19 protein-coding genes are annotated in these 17,555 nt (G+C 68.2%); 13 read left to right on the top strand and 6 right to left on the bottom strand.

What is annotated here, in order from left to right; translation table 11 throughout:
• Window positions 1-191: 191 nt before the first annotated feature.
• Together L593_RS02775 and L593_RS02770 are read right to left on the bottom strand one after the other, a co-directional pair.
• Window positions 192-752, bottom strand: a complete 561-nt coding sequence (locus L593_RS02775; protein ID WP_020445399.1) for a TATA-box-binding protein — start codon at window positions 750-752, stop codon at window positions 192-194.
• Between the two features lie 98 nt (window positions 753-850).
• Complete coding sequence (locus tag L593_RS02770) at window positions 851-1,417, bottom strand: metal-dependent hydrolase (RefSeq protein WP_020445398.1); 567 nt, start codon at window positions 1,415-1,417, stop codon at window positions 851-853.
• Between the two features lie 111 nt (window positions 1,418-1,528).
• Between L593_RS02770 and L593_RS02765 the strand changes: the two genes are divergently transcribed.
• The 5 genes from L593_RS02765 to L593_RS02745 all read left to right on the top strand — a co-directional run bounded on the left by L593_RS02765 (window position 1,529) and on the right by L593_RS02745 (window position 8,036).
• Entirely contained in the window at window positions 1,529-2,605 is a 1,077-nt protein-coding gene (locus L593_RS02765) for a THUMP domain-containing protein (protein WP_020445397.1), read from the top strand.
• Window positions 2,606-2,662: 57 nt separating this feature from the next.
• Complete coding sequence (locus tag L593_RS02760; protein WP_020445396.1) at window positions 2,663-3,583, top strand: helix-turn-helix transcriptional regulator; 921 nt, start codon at window positions 2,663-2,665, stop codon at window positions 3,581-3,583.
• 183 nt (window positions 3,584-3,766) lie between these two features.
• A complete protein-coding gene (locus L593_RS02755; protein ID WP_020445395.1) occupies window positions 3,767-6,307 on the top strand; it encodes an RND family transporter in 2,541 nt (846 codons plus the stop codon).
• A gap of 99 nt (window positions 6,308-6,406) precedes the next feature.
• Window positions 6,407-7,507 carry a thymidylate synthase gene (gene thyA / locus L593_RS02750; protein ID WP_020445394.1) on the top strand — a complete coding sequence of 367 codons (1,101 nt, stop codon included), beginning with the start codon at window positions 6,407-6,409 and terminating at the stop codon, window positions 7,505-7,507.
• 1 nt (window position 7,508) lies between these two features.
• A complete protein-coding gene (locus tag L593_RS02745) occupies window positions 7,509-8,036 on the top strand; it encodes a dihydrofolate reductase (protein ID WP_020445393.1) in 528 nt (175 codons plus the stop codon).
• Between the two features lie 15 nt (window positions 8,037-8,051).
• Here L593_RS02745 and L593_RS02740 read toward each other — a convergent pair whose 3' ends face one another.
• Window positions 8,052-9,077 (bottom strand): AAA family ATPase, encoded by a 1,026-nt coding sequence (locus L593_RS02740; RefSeq protein WP_020445392.1) that lies wholly within the window; start codon window positions 9,075-9,077, stop codon window positions 8,052-8,054.
• 221 nt (window positions 9,078-9,298) lie between these two features.
• On the opposite strand from L593_RS02740, the gene L593_RS02735 reads away from it, so the two are divergent.
• Together L593_RS02735 and L593_RS02730 are read left to right on the top strand one after the other, a co-directional pair.
• A complete protein-coding gene (locus L593_RS02735; protein ID WP_020445391.1) occupies window positions 9,299-9,895 on the top strand; it encodes a hypothetical protein in 597 nt (198 codons plus the stop codon).
• A gap of 49 nt (window positions 9,896-9,944) precedes the next feature.
• Window positions 9,945-10,316, top strand: coding sequence for a DUF4870 domain-containing protein (locus L593_RS02730; RefSeq protein ID WP_020445390.1), 372 nt, complete (start codon window positions 9,945-9,947; stop codon window positions 10,314-10,316).
• A 105-nt stretch (window positions 10,317-10,421) separates the two neighbouring features.
• Here L593_RS02730 and L593_RS02725 read toward each other — a convergent pair whose 3' ends face one another.
• From L593_RS02725 to L593_RS02715, 3 genes are all read right to left on the bottom strand, one after another.
• On the bottom strand, window positions 10,422-11,027 hold the full coding sequence (locus L593_RS02725) for a hypothetical protein (protein ID WP_020445389.1): 606 nt from the start codon (window positions 11,025-11,027) through the stop codon (window positions 10,422-10,424).
• A 79-nt stretch (window positions 11,028-11,106) separates the two neighbouring features.
• Window positions 11,107-11,451 carry a DNA-binding protein gene (locus L593_RS02720; protein WP_020445388.1) on the bottom strand — a complete coding sequence of 115 codons (345 nt, stop codon included), beginning with the start codon at window positions 11,449-11,451 and terminating at the stop codon, window positions 11,107-11,109.
• Window positions 11,452-11,524: 73 nt separating this feature from the next.
• On the bottom strand, window positions 11,525-12,553 hold the full coding sequence (locus tag L593_RS02715) for a hypothetical protein (RefSeq protein WP_020445387.1): 1,029 nt from the start codon (window positions 12,551-12,553) through the stop codon (window positions 11,525-11,527).
• Between the two features lie 135 nt (window positions 12,554-12,688).
• On the opposite strand from L593_RS02715, the gene L593_RS02710 reads away from it, so the two are divergent.
• From L593_RS02710 to L593_RS02685, 6 genes are all read left to right on the top strand, one after another.
• Window positions 12,689-13,372: a lipoate--protein ligase family protein gene (locus tag L593_RS02710; protein WP_020445386.1), complete on the top strand. Its 684-nt coding sequence runs from the start codon at window positions 12,689-12,691 to the stop codon at window positions 13,370-13,372.
• Window positions 13,373-13,456: 84 nt separating this feature from the next.
• Complete coding sequence (locus tag L593_RS02705) at window positions 13,457-14,839, top strand: dihydroorotase (protein WP_020445385.1); 1,383 nt, start codon at window positions 13,457-13,459, stop codon at window positions 14,837-14,839.
• Between the two features lie 81 nt (window positions 14,840-14,920).
• Complete coding sequence (locus L593_RS02700) at window positions 14,921-16,603, top strand: methylmalonyl-CoA mutase (protein WP_020445384.1); 1,683 nt, start codon at window positions 14,921-14,923, stop codon at window positions 16,601-16,603.
• 116 nt (window positions 16,604-16,719) lie between these two features.
• Window positions 16,720-16,914 (top strand): hypothetical protein, encoded by a 195-nt coding sequence (locus L593_RS02695; protein ID WP_020445383.1) that lies wholly within the window; start codon window positions 16,720-16,722, stop codon window positions 16,912-16,914.
• 2 nt (window positions 16,915-16,916) lie between these two features.
• On the top strand, window positions 16,917-17,126 hold the full coding sequence (locus tag L593_RS15840; protein ID WP_049893805.1) for a hypothetical protein: 210 nt from the start codon (window positions 16,917-16,919) through the stop codon (window positions 17,124-17,126).
• On the top strand, window positions 17,123-17,533 hold the full coding sequence (locus L593_RS02685; RefSeq protein WP_020445381.1) for a DUF2178 domain-containing protein: 411 nt from the start codon (window positions 17,123-17,125) through the stop codon (window positions 17,531-17,533). The genes L593_RS15840 and L593_RS02685 overlap by 4 nt, the downstream gene beginning before the upstream one ends.
• Window positions 17,534-17,555 lie beyond the last annotated feature (22 nt).

The raw sequence follows: 17,555 nt of genomic DNA, 5'->3' as shown, positions 1-17,555 counted from the left end.
GAAGCGGAGCGACTGGACTGTGGAGCGTCGCGTCCTCTCGTATCGTTCGTACGGGCGCAACGACGCATCGAGCCACCGCCGGGCGAACCGGTGGTAGCGACGTACACCGCGAAAAGCGGGGCCGGGCGGTCGGAACCGATCGACGTGCCGGTGGCTGTGCTCCGGCCGGGGTCGGCGCGGGTCGGGGAGCGCTACTCGAGCAGGCCGAGGTCCTCGAGGCGGGTGACGATCTCGTCGACGGCGTGCTCGGCGTCCTCGGGCTGCTTCCCACCGGTGATCACGAGCTTTCCGGAGCCAAACAGCAGCGCGACGACTTCGGGCTCGTCGAGACGGTAGACGAGGCCGGGGAACTGCTCGGGCTCGTACTCGATGTTCTCCAGGCCGAGTCCGATCGCGATCGCGTTGAGATTGAGGTTGCGACCGAGGTCGGCGCTGGTGACGATGTTCTGGACGACGATCTCCGGGTCGTCGTTGACGTCGATCTTGAGATCGCGGAGCTTGTCGAAGACGATCCGGAGGCTCTCGTGGACGTCGTCCGTGCTCTTCGCGCCGGTGCAGACGATCTTCCCGGATCGGAAGATCAGGGCGGCGGACTTGGGCTCCTGGGTCCGGTAGACGAGGCCGGGGAACTGCTCGGGATCGTAGTCGGCTCCCTCCAGGTCCATGGCGACGCTCTGGAGGTCGAGCTCCTGGCCGATCCCCGTGGAGGCGACGACGTTCTCGATATTGATGGTTTCCTTCGGGTCGGACATTGCCACGCTTTAAAGAGCGTATTTAAGGTTTATAAAGGTTGGTGCCACGGCATCGTCAGCCAGCCTCGTCGACCCGCTCGACCCCCGGATCGTCCCGGTCAGTCGTCGTCCTGGCGGGATCGAACGACGGTCGGGGCCGTTCCTCCACGCTCGAACAGCCACGTCACGCCAGGCCAGTCGTCGGCGCGCCAGCGGACGAACGCCAGGCCGGCGAGCACGAACTCCGCCCAGAAGTAGGGCATATCGAGGGAATCCTCTAACATCGCACCGATCGACGGCGCCGAGTTGAACCCCTCGACCGACAGGACCGGCCAGAGCAGGTATCGCCAGCCGCCACCACCCCACAGCGCTGGAATCACGTCGAGCGCGAGATGTGAGAGGAGAGCGGCGCTGATCGCCAGTCCCAGCCCCGCCCACCCGACCCGCCGCGCGGCGAGGACCGCGAGCAGACAGAGCGGAAGGACGAAAAACAGCGAGTGGCCGAACGATCGCCCTGCCGGCAGGATCGGAATGTACCACGCGAACGGCTTGTCGATCAGGTCTGGCGTCTGCGAGGCGAACAGCACCGTCACGACGAGCACTGCGTTCGGTTCGGGCAGCCAGTCACGCTCGGCACCGACGCTCGCGAGGAGGTACGCACCGGCGGCGTGTCCCAGCGGCCACATTGTGCACGACCACGACGCAGCGGAGGAAGTACGTGACGGTCGCGCGGCGGGCGACGTCGAGGATTCGGGCGACACCGCCACGCTCATTTCCGCGCCAGTCGAGGTCCAGGCGTGTACTGGCTGGAGTTCGGGGGCGAGGACGATCCCTTCGCCGCGCTGGAGGCGACGGCGGCCGCCAGCGACGTTCGGATGCTCGCGCCGGGAATCGGCACCGCGACGGCACTCGCACCCGATCGGATGGCGGGGCTCGCGCTCACGACTGCTGCCGGGGAGGTCGTGGGCCACACCGACGCCAGCGTCGAGAGCGCGCGAGCGCTGCTCGAAACGGCCGGGATCGAGCGCGAGGGCACCGTCGCGGTCCGGGCCCGAGACGTTCGATCGAGCGCGGACGTCGACACCCAGCGCGCGGAGCGCGAACTCGGTGGCGTGCTCACGGACCGCGGCTTCTCGGTCGACCTCGACGACCCCGACCACACGCTTCGCGCGCTGTTCGCCCGCGGCGAACTGGCGCGGGACGGCGCCGCTGCGGAGGGGTCCCCGCTGGGCGTCGAAGCCAGCGGGCTGGTCGAGGTCGCAGCCGACGCCGACGACGCGGACGTCTGCCTGCTCGGGTGGGTCGACGTCGAGCGGGCGGCTGCCTTCGGCGACCGTGCCCCGACCGACCGGCCGTTCTTCCAGCCCGGAAGTATGGACCCGGCGCTCGCGCGAGCGCTCGGCAACCTCGCCGGCGCGCGACCCGGCGCGACGATCGTCGATCCGATGTGTGGCACCGGCGGGCTCCTGCTGGAAGGCACGCTGCTCGGCGCGCGGATGGTTGGCGTCGACGCCCAGCAGAAGATGGTTCGGGGGAGTCGGGAGAATCTTGGCGAGTTGGCGCCCAGAGACGCCGACTGGGAGGTCGCTCGCGGGGACGCCCGGCGGCTTCCGCTCGCAGCTGACGCCGCGGACGGCCTGGTGGTCGACGTGCCGTACGAGCGCCAGTCCGCCGTCGCGGCGGACGACCTCGACGATCTGGTCGAAGGGGCGCTCGCTGCTGCCCACGACGTCGCGCCTCGCGCCGTCGTCGTGGCCGATCGGGAGTGGGTCGACGCGGCGACCTCTGTCGGGTGGACGGTCGAGTGCGTGCACAGACGGCGCGTCCATCGCTCGCTCGTGCGGTCGGTCCACCTGCTCGAGCGTTCCGAGTAGGCTCGTCGAGGTAGCGGCAGGGAAACATCCAAATCGAGCGATGCCGATGGCGGCGATATGGCGCCGGACCCGCCCGCCCACGCCGTCTTCGGCCTGCTCTCCGACGCGACTCGGGTGGAGATACTCTCCACGATCGCTCGCACTCCCGGCGAGCGGGGGCCGCCGGGTGGCACCGCGACGCTCTCCTTCTCCGAAATCTACGACCGCGTCGACGTCGAGGGAACGTCGAAACTGTCCTACCACCTCGGGGAACTCGAAGGCGTCTACCTCAGGAACTCCCCCGAGGGCTACTCGCTGACCCACGGGGGCGAGCAGATCGTCCGGCTTCTCCTCTCGGAGAACTACGCGAACACACCGGATTTCGACCCCATCGAGATCGAGTCGCCGTGCGCCTTTTGCGGGGCCGAACCGCTCCGCGCGAGCAAACACAACCAGTTCCTGGGGATCGACTGTCCGACCTGCGATCGAATGGCCATTGCGTACGAGGCCACCCCGGCGCAGGTACGCTCTCGGTCGTCCGAGGAGCTACTGGAGAGCTTCCGTGATCGATTCGTCTCACACTATAGACAGGTACGCGACGGACTCTGTCCCTCCTGTGCGGGTCCCCTCGAAGGATCGGTCCATCCCACCGCGGAGATGGAGGACGCCGACACGGGCGACCGGGATCTGTTGATCGTCATGGATCGTTGCGAGGAGTGCCTCCGCGCCTACAACGCGCCGCTTCAGCTCGCACTGGGCTATCACCCCGCATCGGTCTCGTTCCACTGGGAACGTGGCGTAGACGTGACGTCGATTCCGCCCTGGGAGCTGTTCCGCCGCGTCTACGCTGGCGAGTGGACTGCGGATGTCGCCGAGTCAGGATACGAGGTGGTGCTCCGGCACGACCGAGACGCGCTTCGACTCGACCTCGACGAGGACCTCGCGGTGTCACGAACCGAGCGCGTCCGCGGGCGAACGGTCGACGAGGAACGAACCTGACAGGTATCTTTCTTAACTGGGATTGAGCGGGCCGGCCTGTCCCGACCGAATTGCTCCGGCTATCGGTCCAGCGAACGGCGTATCGGACGTTGGGACTCAACGACAGTTTTGAAACAGTCGTGTTATGTGTCTATTATTCGATAATTCTTATAGTGCTACCGGCTGTCCCGTCTTCCACCTGCAATGATACGTCGATACGCAGCAGCGACGACCGATTTCGTCACGACCCACTCCCGAATCGTCCTGCTACTGACGCTCCTCCTGACGGCCGGGATGGCCGCCGGGACCACGCACCTGTCGATGGGTGGTGAAGGAGGCGGCATCGGTGCCGCCGTCGACACGCACGTCGACGACCGCGCACAGTACATCGAGGAGGAGTACGGTGCGAGCGATAGCGGCGACGACGGCGTCGCGAGGACGGCGGTCTACGTCCGCAGTGCCGACGGGAACGCGCTCTCGAAGGAGCACCTGCTCGCTACCCTGCGATTCCAGCGGACGGTCCTCGAAGCCGACGCCGTCGACGCTGCGCTTCGCGAGCGCCCCGCCGGATCGGCGGGTCCTCGCGACGGCGCCTCCAGCATCGCGAGCATGGTCGGAACGAGGGCGGCGGACGAGTCCGATCCGACGATCGAAGAACAGATCGCCGCCCTCGAAGCCACCGACGCGACGACGGTGACGACGATCGTCGACGAGACGATCGCCGAGAACGAGCGCGCTCGGCGACTCCTCCCCGACAGCTACGAGTCTGGGACTGCGACCGCTGAGAGCCACCAGGTCGTCTTCGGCTTCGACGAGGCGGCGGACGGTAGACCGCCGAGCGACGCGACCGCGGCGCTCCACGACGCAGCGTCCGGCCGCACCGATCCGACGGTCTTCACCGTGGGGGAACACGCACTCGCCGCGTCCCAGGGCGTCTTCGTCGAGAACACGATGACGCTCATCGTGCCGGTCGTCCTCGCGCTGATTCTCGGCGTCGCGGCGTTCACCTACCGCGATCCCGTCGACGTGCTCCTCGGAATCGTCGGCGTCGTCGTCTCGATCCTCTGGATGTTCGGGCTGCTCGGCTGGGCGGGTGTCGCCGCCGGCCCCGCCGCCGTCATCGGTCCGGTGCTCGTCGCCGGTCTCTCCATCGACTACGGGTTCCACGTGTTCATGCGCTATCGCGAGGAGCGGAACGCTGACGAGTCGGTCCGGCCCGCGATGGGCCGCGGCCTCCGTTCCGTCGCCCCTGCCCTCGCGCTGGTGACGATCACGGCAGCCATCGGCTTTCTCGCCACGGTCGCCACTCCCGTCGGCATGCTCCGCGACCTCGGAATCGGCATCACCGTCGGCGTCGTGGCTGCCTTCGGCGTCTTCCTCACCCTGATTCCTGCACTGACCGTCGAGGTCGACGCGCTCGTCGAGGGCGCGGGATTCGACCGTCACCGCCGGCCGCTCGGGCAGGGGCGCTACGTCCGCTCGACGCTCGCCGGTGCCGTGACGCTCGCACGTCGTGGGGCGCCGGTCGTCCTCGTCGTCGCCATCGTACTCGCGACCGCCGGCGGCCTCGCGTGGGCGACGCTGGACCAGGCCAGCGTCCAGCAACAGAGCGAACCGGCTGCCGAGTGGAAGCAGGACCTTCCCGGACCGATGGGCTGGGAGGAGAACGACCTGATCAGCCGCCAGGCATACGTCGCGGATCAGTTTCGGACGACCGAGGAGGGCGATCGAATGCAGATGCTGATCGAGGGCGACGTGACCGACGACGGGACCCTCGACGCGATCGACGCAGGGTTGCGAACTGCCGAGCGGCGCGGTGCGATCCCGTCCCAGCGGGCCGCGAACGTTCGGTCGCCCCTCACGGTCATCCGGTCCGTGGCCGAGCGAAGCGAGGCGTTCGGGGCCACCGTCGCCGCTGCGGACGCGGACGGCGACGGCGTTCCCGACCGGAACCTCGACGCCGTCTACGACCACCTCTACCGGATCGAACCCGAGTCGGCCAGCCAGGTGATCGAACGCTCGGACGGTCGCTACGAGTCGCTCCGGGTCGTCGGCCCGCCCGAAGCCGCGGCTGGTACCGCCGTCCCGGACGACCGCGCCACCGACCTCCGTGCGGTCGAGGATCGCATCGAGACCGAGCAGGATGGCCTTACCGCGACGGTCGTGAGCGACGCCACGGCCCAGCGCGCCACACTCGAGACGATCACGGACGGCATCCTGCGGACGATGGTGCTCGCTCTCGTGGCGGTGTTCGGCGTTCTGGTCGCTACCTTCCGCCTCGTGCACGGCAGTGGGACCCTCGGTGCCGTCACCGCCGGCCCGATCGTTCTCGTTCTCGGATTCGTCGTCGGCGGGATGGCGCTGCTCGACGTCCCGCTGACGTTCCTCACGGCGCTGCTCGTGAGCCTCCTGATCGGGATCGGCGTCGACCACAATATCCACGTCGGCGACCGGTTCGCGCAGGAACTCGATCGCGGGAACGGACCGGTCCAGGCGCTACACCGGGCCGTGATCGGGACGGGCGGTGCGTTGTTGGGCAGCACGCTCACCACGGTCGCGGCCTTCGCCGCGCTCGTCTTGCACCCCAACCCACAGTTCGAGAGTTTCGCGACGCTCGTGATCCTCGCACTGCTCGCAGCGCTCGCGACGAGCATGCTCGTGCTGCCGAGCGCGTTGCTCGTCTGGTGGCGATACGGGTGCGGCGAGTGGACCGCTTCCAAGGACCCGGAGCCAGCGCCAGCCTGAGCGTCGGGCGAATCGCTTCGCGATCTCACGGCAACGGTACGACGCCGAGGATCCACCGGGTCAGCAAGGTCTTTGATGCCCCGGTCTGTTGTGCAGAACATGCAGCAGTATCTCGATCTCGTCGCGGGCGTCCTCGGGGAGGGCACCTACAAGCCCAACCGGACGGGCGTGGACACTATCGCCGGGTTCTCCCGTCACTACGAGGTCGACCTCCAGGAGGGCTACCCGCTCCTCACGACGAAGCAGATGGACGGCTTCCGCTGGAACTCGATGCTCCACGAGGTGCTCTGGTACCTCTCCGGCCAGGAGCACATCCGCGAACTGCGCGAGGAGACGGGCATCTGGAACGACTGGGCCGACGAGGACGGCCACCTCGACACCGCGTACGGCCGCTTCTGGAGACGATACCCGATTCCCGAAGCCGGCCAGCAACTCCCGGGAGAGTCCTGGCCCGACGACGCACACCGCTGGGTCTCCGTCGAGGAGGTCGAGACCGACGACGGCACCGACGCTGGCGAGGGCTCCACCACCGAGCGCCGCGTCTTCGACCAGATCCAGTACGTCCTCGACTCGCTGGAGGAGAATCCAAACACCCGCCGACTCGTCGTCAACGCCTGGCACCCGGCCAACGCCGCGGTCTCGACGCTGCCGCCGTGTCACTACACATTCGTGTTCAACGTCCAGGGCGACCGACTCAACTGCCACCTCACGCAGCGTTCCGGCGACGTCGCGCTCGGGATCCCGTTCAACGTCGCGGCGTACTCCCTGCTCACGGAGGCGATCGCCCAGCGCACCGGGTTCGAACCGGGCACCTTCTCCCACACGATCGTCGACGCGCACGTTTACTGCGGCAGCGGCGACCGCGGCGCGTGGTACCAGGAGAACCTCGAGGAACTCCAGGAGCGTCTCGCCGCGGTCGAGGCTCGCGGCGACCCCGAGGAACCCCGTGGCGCCGATCGGCAGGTCAGCGAGGGCTACCGCGAGGTCCGCGAGTGGATCCTCCGGAACGCGCCGGACGAGGCCGAGGGCGACGAGGGGTCCGACCACGTCCCCGAACTCCTCACGCAGCTCACGCGCGAACCGCGGGAGCGCCCGGAGATCGAGATCGCCGACGTGCCCCTCGACGAACTGACCTTCGAGGACATCGAACTCCGGAACTACGGCGCCCATCCGGGCCTCAGCTTCGCCGTCGCCGAGTGAGATGGTCGAGGCACCGTCGGATCTCGACGTCTACCTCATCGCCGCGGTCGCAGCCAACGGCGTGATCGGCAAGGACGGCGAACTGCCCTGGGAGATCCCCGAGGACATGGCCCACTTCAAGGAGACGACGACGGGCCACCCGGTGATCGTCGGGCGGAGGACGTTCGAGAACGTCCTCGCAGGGCTCGGCGGGCCGCTCCCCGGCCGGACGAACGTCGTCCTGAGCCGATCGAATCCCGACCTGCCGGACGACGGTTCGATCGTCGTCGCGGAATCGATCGACGACGCGCTCGCGGCTGCCGCCAGCGCCGCAGCGGAGCGGGGCGTCGATCGCGCGTACGTGATGGGCGGCGCCGCGGTGTACGACGCGCTCCTCGATCGCGCGGACGGGATGGTGCTCACCGAAATCGACGAGGAATTCGAGGGCGAGCCGACGTTTCCGGGCTGGCCGCTCGCGGACGACTGGGTGGAAATCGACCGCGACGAGCGCGACGGCTTCGCGTTCGTGACCTACGAACGAGCCGAGTGACCGCTCCGGCGACGATCAATCCGCGGCGGTCTGGGCCTCGTCGGGCCGCCCGAGTTCGGCGAGGAAGTGACCGAGTTGGATCCGGTCGTTGCTGCCCTCTGTGAGGTCGAGGTCCACGTCGCCCGCCAGTTCGTGGAGTTCGGCCAGTCGATCGCCGTCGTAGCGGCTCCGGCCAACGGAGAGCACTTCTTCGAGGATCTCCCGACCGGAGAGCCCCTCGTCGACGAGGAGGTCGTCGAGTTCGCTCCGGGCGTCGGTGAACTCGCCCGCTTCGGCGGCGTCGAGCATCTCGGTGATCCGGTCGTCGAGGCCGACGTCTTCCAGCGCCTCGAAGGCGGCGTTCATCGTGATCTCGCCCTCGGATTCCGCGGTCGTCTGGGCGGAGAGGATCGCCTCGCGGAGGTCGCCGTTCGCGCTTCCGGCGACGAACTCCAGCCCGTCGCGTTCGTACTCGACGTCCTCGGCGACGGCGACCTCCTCGAGGACGTCCGCGACCTCGTCGGTATCGGGGGCGGGCATCGGCACCGCGAAGCACCGTGAGCGAAGCGGCGGAATGAGCTTCGAGGGCTGCCGGGTCGCGATGACGAACTGCGTGTTGCGGTGGTACTGCTCCATCACCCGTCGCAGCGCTTGCTGGAAGTCCTCGCGAATGCCCTCGGCGTTGTCCAGCAGGACGGTCTTGTACTCGCCGGTGACGGGCGCGTAGCTCGCGGACTCCTTCAGGACGTGGTTGATCATGTCCCGCTTCGAGTAGTCCGACTTGCCCTGGAGGAACGAGGCGAAACGGTCGTCGTTCTTGACCTCGGTCTTGGTGCGGGCGAAGAAGTCCGCGACGTTGATCTCGATCAGGTCCGAGTCCGGCTGCTCGTGGGCCTCTCGGGCCATCGCACGGGTCGCGGCGGTCTTGCCGACGCCGGGCGGCCCGTGGACGAGCAGGTTCACGGGATCGTCGACCGCGCGCTCGAACTGGTCGCGAGCGAGGTCCTGTCGCAGGTCCTCTATCGCGGGGGCGTGGCGCTCCGTCCACAGCGGCGACTCCATCGAAACGTCGTAGACGACCCGCGCCCAAGTATCGGTCGGTCCCCGTCGACGGTGTGTCCAGTGTGCGGCGACCAACCGGTCGACCGGGCCGATCGATCAAATCGCCCGTCGGCGGTCGTTTGGCGCGCGCCAAACGCGATCCTGGAACGCCGTTTTCGCGGTTGGCGTCCGCAAAAGTCGACTGGGGGTTTAGGAGCCCCGCTGCAGTACGACCGTCCACGATGACGACCCTCCCGACGTGGATCGAGGATCGGCTCGATCCGAACCTCGACCACAAACTCACACAGCGACACGTCGTCGAGACGATGCTCGAAGCCGAGCGGCCGTTCTTCTCGGTTACGCAGCTCCAGGTACGGCTCAAGCCGGACGTGAGCGGGGAGACGGTCCGCAATCGCCTCGACGAACTCCGCGAGATCGACGTCCTGGCGGCCGAGACCTACCCCGACACGATCACGCTCTACTACGTCAACCATCCCCAGTCGAACTGGCCGCTCTCGCCTGAGGGCCACGAGGCGCTGACGCGGACCAACCCGCTCGATCGGCTCTCCCTGCGGGACTTCCTGACGCTGAGCGACCCCGCTGGAATCCGGACGCTCGTGCTCGCGGGCCTCCAGCTCAGCTTCCTGACGTTCTGTCTGGGCGTCGTCTTCTCCGCGCTCGGGATCCACGAACTGGTCAGCAGCACGCAGTCGTTCTGGACGACGTCGGTCTCGTTGCTACTTGTGTCGATCGCGCTGCTGGGTGCCGAGCGACTCGCGCGCTGGGCTCGTGGTCGCGACGGTACGATCTCGTCCGGCGACCGTCACACGGCCCGCTGATCGCCCGCAGTTCGTACAGCCAACTCACCGATCCACTCCAGACACACCTATGGCAACCACGACACATACCGAGACGCCCGGACCGGAACTGCTCGAAGAGCGGTCGCTCCTCGGAATCTTCGTCCACCTGTTCGCACTGATCCCGATCGCTCTTCCCATCGTCGCCGCCGTGTACGTGCTTTCAGATCACCCGTACACCGTCGAGAACGCCAGGAATGCGCTGAACTGGCACCTGACGATCCTCGGGCTGATCCTCGTTTTCTTCCCGCTTGCCTTCTACGTGTGGGACGTCTTCGTCATCCCGGCCGCTCTCGTCTTCCTGGTGGGCGGCACGCTCTCCTGGATTTTCGGGATCGTGGCGACGGCGAAGGCGATCTTCGGGACCGCCTGGGAGTATCCGCTAGCACCGGAACTGCTCTGACACCCCTACGTCGCTCCGGTGCCGACGCGCACCGACGGCAACCGCTCGCTGCGGCGTTCCCGTTGCTCCTCCTCACGTGCTCCCGCCGTCGTTCCTGCCGCTTCGCTACTCCCGCCGCACGTCGGTCACGATAGTCTGGTCGTGGTCGGGGAACACCTCGGCGATCGCCGCTTCTCCCTCGGCCTCGGCGAGCAGGGCCCGCAGTTCTCCCTCGTAGTCCGCGCGCCTGATCTCCTCGCTCGGCCCCACGGTGACCTCGAGCGTCGCGTCGACCATCCGATCGACCGCGCCGCGTCCGAATCCGGAGAGCGGGGCCACGTAATCGACGTCGTGGCGGTCCTCGAGGCTCTGGGCGTGGGCTCGCGAGACCGAGGGAACGCGATCGTCTCGCCGAGTTCCGTCCGCGACCGCGTCGAAGTCGAGTTCCGCGACGGTCTCGAGTGCGTGCTCGTGGACGGACTGGATCGCGTTCCGCGGGAAGCCGTCCTCGCGGAGTTGATCGACGGCGTCGTCGGCGACGGAGCGTTCCATCTCGACGCGTTCGAACTCGTGGCCGATCCGTTCGGCGGCGGCCGCCGCGTGCTCCCAGTCGTCGGTCACGCCGAAGTGGGCGGTCACGAGGGTGACGTCGTAGAAGTCCTCCAGCAAGAGTGCGGCGAGCGTGGAGTCCTTACCGCCGCTGTAACACAGTGCGAGCGAACCTGCCGTCATCGTCAGTAGACGTCGATTCGGGTAGCGACTACTTCGGCGCTGGGGCCGATGGGACCCGCAGTTCGCCGTGGGGCGTGCGTCACCGGCGCTTGACGTTGAAGCTCTTCGAGTCGGGCTTGAGCTCCGAGAGCAGCTCCTTCATCTGGTCCTCGTCGATGCGGCCCTGGACGCGGCCGCTCCGTGCGAGTGCCAGCACCTGCTGTTCGACTTGCTCGCCGAACTCCGGCTTGGACATCTTCACCGTGTTGAGGCGCTTGCGCGCCCCGTCGGTGAGATGCTGGCGGAGCATCGCCTTCTTCTGGGCCTCGGCGGACTCCTTCCGGGCCTGCTCGGCCTCGGCCTGGTCGCCCTGCCCCTCCGCTCGGTCCTGCAGCTCCTGGAGTCGCTTCTCCCGAAGGTCGTCGATGTCCTCCTCGTTGCTCATACGCACCTGTATCCGCAGCGAGCGGAAAATCATTACGGGACGATGGCACCCGCCGTCCGGGGCTGTGGAGGACTCACCGAATCCGGACGCGAACCGTCTCGCCGACGGCGAGCGACAGGTCCGGACAGATCAGCTTCGTACCCAGGTCGTCCCGGCTCGCAGCGAGGGAGAGTCCCTGGATCGGCGTCGGGTCGAACCCTTCACGCTCGACGAGAACCGTCGGGTCGTCCCACGCGGCAGTCCGACCGGAAACAGTGCCGATCCGCGCCCCCAGTAGCGAGACCGGCTCCTCTCCGTGGTCGATCTGCCGGCCCAGTAGTCCCCCGTGGTCGTAATGTGGAAGACCGCCGTCGAGCGCTACCGCTCGCGCTGCGCTGTCCGTCGAACCGAGTCCAGCGTCCGTCGCCGCATCGTGCCCGCTCGCCGTCGCCGCATCGTGCCCGCTCGCCGTCGCCGAATCGAGTACCTCGTCGATCGACGAGCCGATCGATCCCGCGATCGCGGCGAATCGCTCTCCGGGATCGGGATGCAGCGGTCGATCTAGCACTGCGTAGGTGTCCGCGGTCTCGACGACGGTTCCCCGTCCGTCCCACGGTACGGCTTCGACGGTCGTGGCCGGTGAGACCGGACGCGAGCCGGCAGCCCGGCGCAGGTCCGCGTCGCGTTCGCGGAAGCCGAGGTGCAAGTGATGGCCGACCCACGGCGCGAAGAAGCCCGCTCGGATCGGCTGGCCGAGCGAATCGCCGACGGAGACCCGATCCCCGACCTCGACGCCGTCCTCCTCCGTCGGATCGACGTGGAGGATCCGCGCGATCGGCGCATCGTCGTTCTCGGTCGAGTACTGCGCAGATCCGTCGGCCTGCTGGGTGTCGACCGCGAGCAAGACGTCGTGCTCCGGTGCGTACGGTTTGGGCGGCGCGCGGACGCGTTCGACCGAGACGACTTCACCTGCGACTGGCGACGGCGCGGCTGGCGCATTCGAGCCCGTCTCCGCTGAAGGATACAGGTCGATCGCCGAGCCGTCGTCGTGGGCGCGATACGGCGAGTTGTAGAGCGAGAACGCCCGGAATCGTTCGAGGACGCCTTCCGGGACGGTGAGCATCGAACGACGGTTGGGTGCGACGGCGCATAGGATCGACGGTCGCGAGGCGGTACTCGCGTGCTGGGGTCGAATCCGCTCCGACTGCGTGCCAATCCACCACACGCTTAAGCACGGCGCGGGGCTACGTATCGATCAATGCGCGTCGTCCGTGGGAGCGGGGACACGATCGAGGCGGATCGCGCACTCACCGCGGACCTCCGAGCGCACGCTGCCGAGACCGGCGAGCAGGGCGTACGCGTCTGGCTTCCGGAGCGACAGGTGGCGTTCGGCCGGCGTGACGTCGGCGCTCCCGGGTACGATCGCGCCCGCCGGCTCGCCCAGGAGAAGGGGTACACGCCGGTCGGCCGAACGGTCGGCGGCCGAGCTGTAGCCTACCACGGTTCGACCGTCGCCTTCGCCAGAGTGGAGCCAGTCGAGGACCCGCGGACAGGGCTGCAGGACCGATACGAGCGAGCGACCGACGCCGTCGCACGCGCCCTCGAGACGGTGGGGATCGAGACCGCCAGCGCTGGCGAGCCCGACGACACCTTCTGCCCCGGAAGCCACTCGCTGTCGGTCGGCGGCGGGAAGGTCGTCGGCATCGCCCAGCGGGTGACGACGGAGTCCGCGCTGGTTGCGGGCGTCGCGATCCCCCGCGATCGCTGGCCGCTCGCCGAGGTGCTGGAGGCCGTCTACGACGCGCTCGACGTGCCGTTCGATCCAGAGACCGTCGGTAGCGTCCGATCGGCGGGCGGCGACGGGGACCCGGACGCGCTCGTCGCTGCGATCGAGGACGAACTCGTCGGCGACGCCGAGCCAGAGATCGTGGAGCACTCCTGATGCGCTCGGGCCAATCCGCAGGCGATTCGGTCCGGACAACTCGGAGTCGGGACGTTTAGGACGCCAGCGAGCGGAGCCGCAGCCATGCTCATCGCCGACGCGACGTTGCCCGACGGTCGCACCTGCGACGTTCGGATCGAGGGCGAGCGGATCGCCGCGGTCGCGGAGTCTGCCGAGAGCGGGGACGGCGGCCTCGACGCCGCCGAGGACGAGACGGTCGTCGACGCGGCGGGCCTTCGCCTCTTTCCGGGCGCCATCGACGTGCACGTCCACTTTCGCGAGCCGGGTGCCGGCCACAAGGAAACCTGGACCACAGGGTCGCGGAGCGCGGCCGCCGGTGGCGTGACGACCGTCGTCGACCAGCCGAACACCGATCCGCCGACGGTCACTGGCGAGGCGCTGGAGGCGAAGCGCGAACTCGCCGCCGAGCAATCACTCGTCGACTTCGGGATCAACGGCGGCGTCACGGCGGACTGGGATCCCGACTCCCTGTTCACCGCCGATCCCTTCGCCCTCGGCGAGGTCTTTCTGGCAGATTCGACCGGCGAGATGGGGATCGAGGGCGACCTGTTCGCGGACGCGGTCGAGCGAGCGGCGGTTGCCGACACCACGGTCACCGTCCACGCCGAGGACGCGACGCTGTTCGACGGGGACGCGCTCGAAGACGCCGGCGATGGCGTCGGTCGGGACGCGGACGCGGACGCCTGGTCGGCGTTCCGCACCGCAGACGCCGAGGCCGCTGCCGTCGAGCGCGCACTGGCGGTCGCGGGCGATTTCGACGCCGCGGTCCACATCGCGCACACGTCGACGCCGGAGGGTATCGACCTGGCTGCCGAGGCCGGCGCGACCTGCGAGGTGACGCCCCACCACCTGTATCTCTCGCGGGACGACCTCGACGAACTGGGGACGTTCGGTCGGATGAACCCGCCGCTGCGCTCGGCGGAACGCCGCGAGGCCGTCTTCGAGCGGGTCGTGGACGGCACCGTGGATATGATCGCGACCGACCACGCGCCCCACACTCGCGAGGAGAAGGAGGCGACGATCGCCGAGGCACCCAGTGGCGTGCCCGGCGTCGAAACGATGCTCCCGCTCCTCCTCGCGACCGCGGCCGCCGACGATCGCCTGTCCTACGAGCGCGTCCGGGACCTCACGGCCGCGAATCCGGCCGACGTGTTCGGCCTCGACCGGAAGGGACGGATCGAGGCCGGCCGGGATGCAGACCTCGTGCTCGTCGACCCCGACGCGACGCGGCCGATCAGCGGGGAGGACCTCCACAGCAACTGCGAGTGGACCCCCTTCGAAGGGATGGACGGCGTGTTCCCGCTCGCGACGCTTCGCCGAGGCGAGGTCGTCTACGCCGATCCAGCGGCAGCCACCGGAGCGGCTGCTGTCGAGGGGATCGATGCGATCGCTCCCGCCGCCGACGAGTTCGGCAGCCCGAACGGAGACGATGTCCGACTCGGTTGAACGGCCTCGAGGTCGGTCGATCGGTTCCGTGGCAGGCTTTCCTCGAACACGCTTATACCGCGAGCACTCCGAGCATCTTGCATGTTCGACGAGGAGGATCTCGCGGCGATCCGCGAGTCCCGGGAGGAGTGGAAGGCCGAACACGTCGAGCCGACCGTCGATCGCTTCGGCGAGCGCAAGGACGAGTTCCGCACGGACACTGGCGGCCAGTCGGTCGACCGCCTCTACACGCCGAACGACGTCGCCGACCTCGACTACGAGGCGGACCTCGGCTTCCCCGGCGAGGAGCCCTACACCCGCGGCGTCTACTCGACGGGCTACCGCGGTCGGCTCTGGACGATGCGCCAGTACGCGGGGATGGGGACCGCCGAAGAGACGAACGAGCGCTTCCACTACCTGCTCGACGAGGGCCAGACCGGTCTCTCGCTGGCGTTCGACCTCCCGACGCAGATGGGCTACGACTCCGACGACGCGATGGCGGCCGGCGAGGTTGGCCGATCGGGCGTCGCCATCGACTCGCTCCGGGACTTCGAGACCGTGTTCGACGGCATTCCGCTCGACGACGTCTCGACGTCGATGACGATCAACGCGCCCGCCTCCGTCCTCCTCGCGATGTACGTCGCGCTCGGCGACCAGCAGGGCGTCGATCGCGAGGAGCTCCGGGGCACCATCCAGAATGACGTGCTCAAGGAGTACGTCGCGCGGAACACCTACATCCACCCGCCGGAGCCGTCGATGCGGATCGTGACGGACGTCTTCGAGTTCGCGGCCGAGGAGATCCCGAACTTCAACACCATCTCGATCTCGGGCTACCACATCCGCGAGGCTGGCTCCACGGCGGCCCAGGAGATCGCCTTCACGCTCGGCAACGGCCTCGAGTACGTCGAGGCCGCCATCGACGCCGGGCTGGACGTCGACGAGTTCGCGCCGCAGTTGTCCTTCTTCTTCGCGTCGTACAACAACATCCTCGAGGAAGTCGCGAAGTTCCGCGCCGCCCGCCGACTCTGGCATTCCCTCATGGAGGAGCGCTTCGGCGCGGAGCAGCCTGCTTCGAAGCAACTCAAGTTTCACACCCAGACCGCTGGCTCGACGCTCACGGCCCAGCAGGTCGAGAACAACGTCGTCAGGGTAGCCTACCAGGCCCTCGCGGCCGTCCTCGGCGGCACACAGAGCCTCCACACGAACGGAAAGGACGAGGCGCTGGCCCTCCCCACGGAGGAGTCGGTTCGCACTGCACTCCGCACGCAGCAGATCCTCGCCCACGAGTCCGGCGCCGCGGACACGATCGATCCGCTCGCCGGGAGCTACTACGTCGAGTCGCTCACCGACGACCTGGAAGCCGAAGCCCGCGACATCCTCGACTCCGTCGACCAACGCGGCGGGATGCTCGACGCGATCGACGACGGCTACGTCCAGCGGGAGATCCAGGACGTCGCGTACGATCGCCAGCAGGAGATCGAGGCGGGTGACCGGATCGTCGTCGGCGTCAACGAGTTCACCGTGGAGGAGGGCGGGCAGGAGATGGACCTCGAGGAGGTCACCGAGGAAGACGAACGACGGCAGATCGAGCGCCTGGAGTCCGTGCGCGCTGATCGCGACGAGGAGGCCGCGGACGCGGCGCTGGCGACCGTCCGCGACGCGGCCCGCGGCGATCGAAACCTCATGCCGCCGCTGATCGAGGCGGTGAAAGCCGAAGCCACGGTCGGCGAGATCTGTGGGGTCCTCCGGGAGGAGTTCGGCGAGTACGGCGCCGGCAGCGTCTGACCGTCCGCTAATCGGTCTGCTGGCTGTGTGCTGTCCTTGCCGTCGAGCGACTGCAGCGGGCACCGTCAGATTGAAGTCTGAGTGTAAAGGATGCTTTACTGTAAAGCGTACTTTCCATGCTCCGCATCGAGTCGCGCCTCGAACGTGCACTGCTCGCCGTCGCGACCGCCGCTGGGACGCTCCTCCTGTTGGCGGTCGGCAGCGGCGAACCGATCCTCTCCGGCGAACTCCTGCCCATCGCTGTGGCCGTCGGCGTTGCCGTCTACGCTGGCGAGGGGTCGAACTGTGCCGCCTGCAGCGGGGTGCGGTGACGATGAAAAACGGGAAATCGCTCGCCTGGGCGCTTCTGGTGCTGGGTATTGTCTCGATCGTCGCCGGCGTGTATCGCACCGGCGCGTCCGGCGAAATCAGTCTCCTGCTGATCACTGGAATGGGTGCGACGACGGTCGGGATGGTGCTACACGACGGGCTGACGGACGGGGCCGCGGAGGGCGCCAATTCCGAACCGGGTGAGTCGCCGTGAACGTGGACGCCTACCGGATCGACTGGTTGACCCGTCGGCGATACCTGGCCTACGTGCTGGTTACCTCCCTCGTCGGCGGCGGCATCGTCGGCTATCTCCTCGGGGGCGAGCACACTGCCGCTGCGCTCGCGGCTGCAGGGGTCGTCGCGATCGCAATCGTCGTCCCGAAACTGCTCGCCCGACGCACGCTCTTCGACGAGCGCGATCGCCGGATGGACGAGCGCGCGGCCTGGTACACGATGGTGATCGTGCTGGCGCTGGCGCTCCCGAGTCTCGTGGCTCCAATCGTCCTCGAACAGCTCGGCGTCGTCCCGCTGCAGGGGTGGCTGCTCGGAATCGGCATCGTGCTCATGGGCATCGTCTACCTGTACCTCGCGATCGTCCTGGCGTTGAACTACCGAGCATGATTGGCCCGCACCTGCCGCTCGA

Origin of the sequence: Salinarchaeum sp. Harcht-Bsk1 (assembly GCF_000403645.1) — an archaeon.
Classification (GTDB): Archaea; Halobacteriota; Halobacteria; order Halobacteriales; family Salinarchaeaceae; genus Salinarchaeum.
This window is presented reverse-complemented; position numbering and strand designations above follow the sequence as displayed.